The 2584-nt window shown below is 66.5% G+C and carries 2 protein-coding genes; one reads left to right on the top strand and one right to left on the bottom strand.

The window, feature by feature from the left end; translation table 11 throughout:
- Positions 1-404 precede the first annotated feature (404 nt).
- Complete coding sequence (locus tag APM_RS06745; protein WP_007422604.1) at positions 405-1787, top strand: Hint domain-containing protein; 1383 nt, start codon at positions 405-407, stop codon at positions 1785-1787.
- 75 nt (positions 1788-1862) lie between these two features.
- Here APM_RS06745 and APM_RS06740 read toward each other — a convergent pair.
- On the bottom strand, positions 1863-2584 hold a 722-nt coding region (locus tag APM_RS06740), incomplete at its 5' end, for a putative PEP-binding protein (protein WP_007422603.1).

Raw genomic sequence — 2584 nt, 5'->3', positions numbered from 1 at the left:
GGACCTGGCCGGCGTGGACGTGGTGCGGCGGGAGCATGTCGCCGAGGCGATCGCCTATCGGCATCGCCAGCCCGGCCGGGCGGCGCCGGCGCGGCGGCTGGCGGCGCAGGCGGGGGACTGAGCATTTTTCCGATCCGGACGGATCGGATGAATGATCCTCTCCGATGACTAACCAAGCATCCTCATCCGAACGGATGTTTTCGTCTGACCGGATGGTGCTCTAACGACGATGGGCAGGGCCGGGCCGACGCATCGCACGGTCCGGGGGACCGCGTTACCCGAGTGTATGAGCTGGCACCAACAATAAACTTGCACCGGCAACATTCGATGGATTAAAGAAGGGTAACTTCGCTGATTTACTGTATTTATCTTTAGATATAATATAATTTTTGAGGTGTTTCATCATGTCCGGACAGGAAACTTTTACATATACCTTTACCGACGGTTCATACACAGACACGGTCAACGTGACGATCTCGACAACGATCGCCACGATCACCAACCCCTCGAACATCGGTGTCGTTAGCGGCGAGGGGTATCCCGTCTTGTCGATCAGCGGGACCTGGGAAGGCAACACAATCACCGGGATGGTCGGAAACAGCGGGCAAGTTCAGTCGCTCCACGGCGTACTTTTCGACAACGCGATTTTCCCGGGCACGACGTCCGGCGGCGGCTACGGCCCCGGCGGAGATAATGGCAATACGCAGGGACTCGATGTACACGGGCTGGAATTCAGTGTTTCCGGCGGTATCAGACAGACTGACGTAAATGTCTTTACGCAGCAGGGTGTATTCTATGACATACAAGATCCGAATGATAACCAAATCCAAATTACGTTCGATGGCGTGACGCCCTCCTTGTCGTCGCTTGGTTCGAATGCCTGTTTTGCCGAGGGTACCCGGATTGCGACGACGCGCGGTGGCGTCCCGGTGGAGGAACTGACGAAGGGAGACGCCGTCCTCCTGCATGGCGGCGGGACGGCCCCCGTGGTGTGGATCGGACATCGCACGATCGAACCGGGTCGCCATGCGAGGCCCGACGCGGTGCAGCCGGTGCTGATCGGCGCTCATGCGATTGCGGATAACGTGCCGGCGCGCGACCTCGTCGTTTCGCCGGATCACGCCTTCTATTTCAACGGCGCGCTCATCCCGGCGAAAGCGCTCGTCAACGGCATGACGATCCGGCAGGTCGAGCGGCGCAGCGTCACCTATTACCATGTCGAACTGCCGGCGCACGCGATCCTGCTGGCCGAGAACATGCCGGCGGAAAGCTACCTTGAGACCGGCAACCGCCAGGCCTTCGAAAATGGCGGTGCCGCCATCGCCCTGCATCCGGAGTTTGCCCAGCCGCTGCGCGAGGCCGCCAGCTGCGCCCCCTTCGCCGAGCATGGCGCGATCGTCGAGCAGGTCCGGACGCAGATCCTCGAGCGCGCGGGACTCGAGACGACGGACGACGCGCAGCTTCGCGTCGAATACCGCGCCGACGGCGCCGCGATCATCACGTCGCGCAGCGCGGTTCCCGCCGAGGTGACGCCCGATCCGCGCGATCGCCGCCGGCTCGGCGTCAAGATCGGCGGTTTGATGGCGGGCGACGAACCGGTGGCGCTCGATCACCCGGCACTGGCCGAAGGGTGGCACGGCGTGGAAGCCGATGGCCGCTGGACCGATGGCGCGGCGGTGGTGCCGGCGAGCTTGCTCAAGGGCCGCGTTCTGACCGTGACGCCGCTGAAAGCCGGTCTGCGCTATCCGGTGATGCAGCAGGCGGCGGAGACCAGGCTGACGGCCTGACCGCATCCCGCCCCTCGCCCGGAACGGGGTAAGGGGCGGGCCGAGCGTCGGCCCCGTGGTCCGGGTGCGCGGATGTCAGGATGCGCTGGCGGAAAACGCCGCGCGGAGGGTGCTGAGCCGGGCGGCGCCCATCGAGAGCTTGCGGATGCCGGCCTCGACCAGGAGGCGGGCGGTCGGCGGATCGCCGGCGGCTTCGCCGCAGACGGAAACGGGGACCGCCCCGGCATCGCGGCAGACCCGGGCGCAGAGGCCGATGACCGCCGGATGGCCGGCATCGGCGAAGCCGGGGAGATCCTTGTGGCCGCGATCGGCGGCGAGGACGTATTGCGTGAGATCGTTGGTGCCGATCGAAAAGAAGTCGCTCGCCGCCAGCAGGTCCGGCACGGTGAGGGCGGCGGCGGGCACCTCGATCATCGCGCCGAGCGGCGGCGGCGAGCAGCCGACATCGCGCGCGGCGGCGGCGAGCAGGTCGCGTATAGCGCGCAACTCGGCGGCGAAGGTGACCATCGGGACCATGATCCGCAGGTCGTGCCCGGCGCCGGCGCGCAGCAGGGCGCGCAGATGGGCGGCGCAGAAATCCGGCCGGCGGAGCAGCGCGCGCACGCCGCGCACGCCGAGGGCGGGATTTTCCTCCGACGCCAGGGCGAGGAAGGGCACCGGCTTGTCCGCCCCGGCATCGAGCAGGCGGACCACGACCGGACGGCCCTGGAACGGCGCGATCATCGCGCCGACGCGGGCTTCCTGCTCGTCCTCGCCCGGCATGTCGGCGCGACCGAGGAAGAGCATCTCGGTGCGGG

Source organism: Acidiphilium sp. PM, from assembly GCF_000219295.1.
Lineage (GTDB): Bacteria > Pseudomonadota > Alphaproteobacteria > Acetobacterales > Acetobacteraceae > Acidiphilium > Acidiphilium multivorum.
The sequence above is the reverse complement of the archived record's forward strand: the minus strand, read 5'-3'. Positions and strand labels throughout refer to the sequence as shown.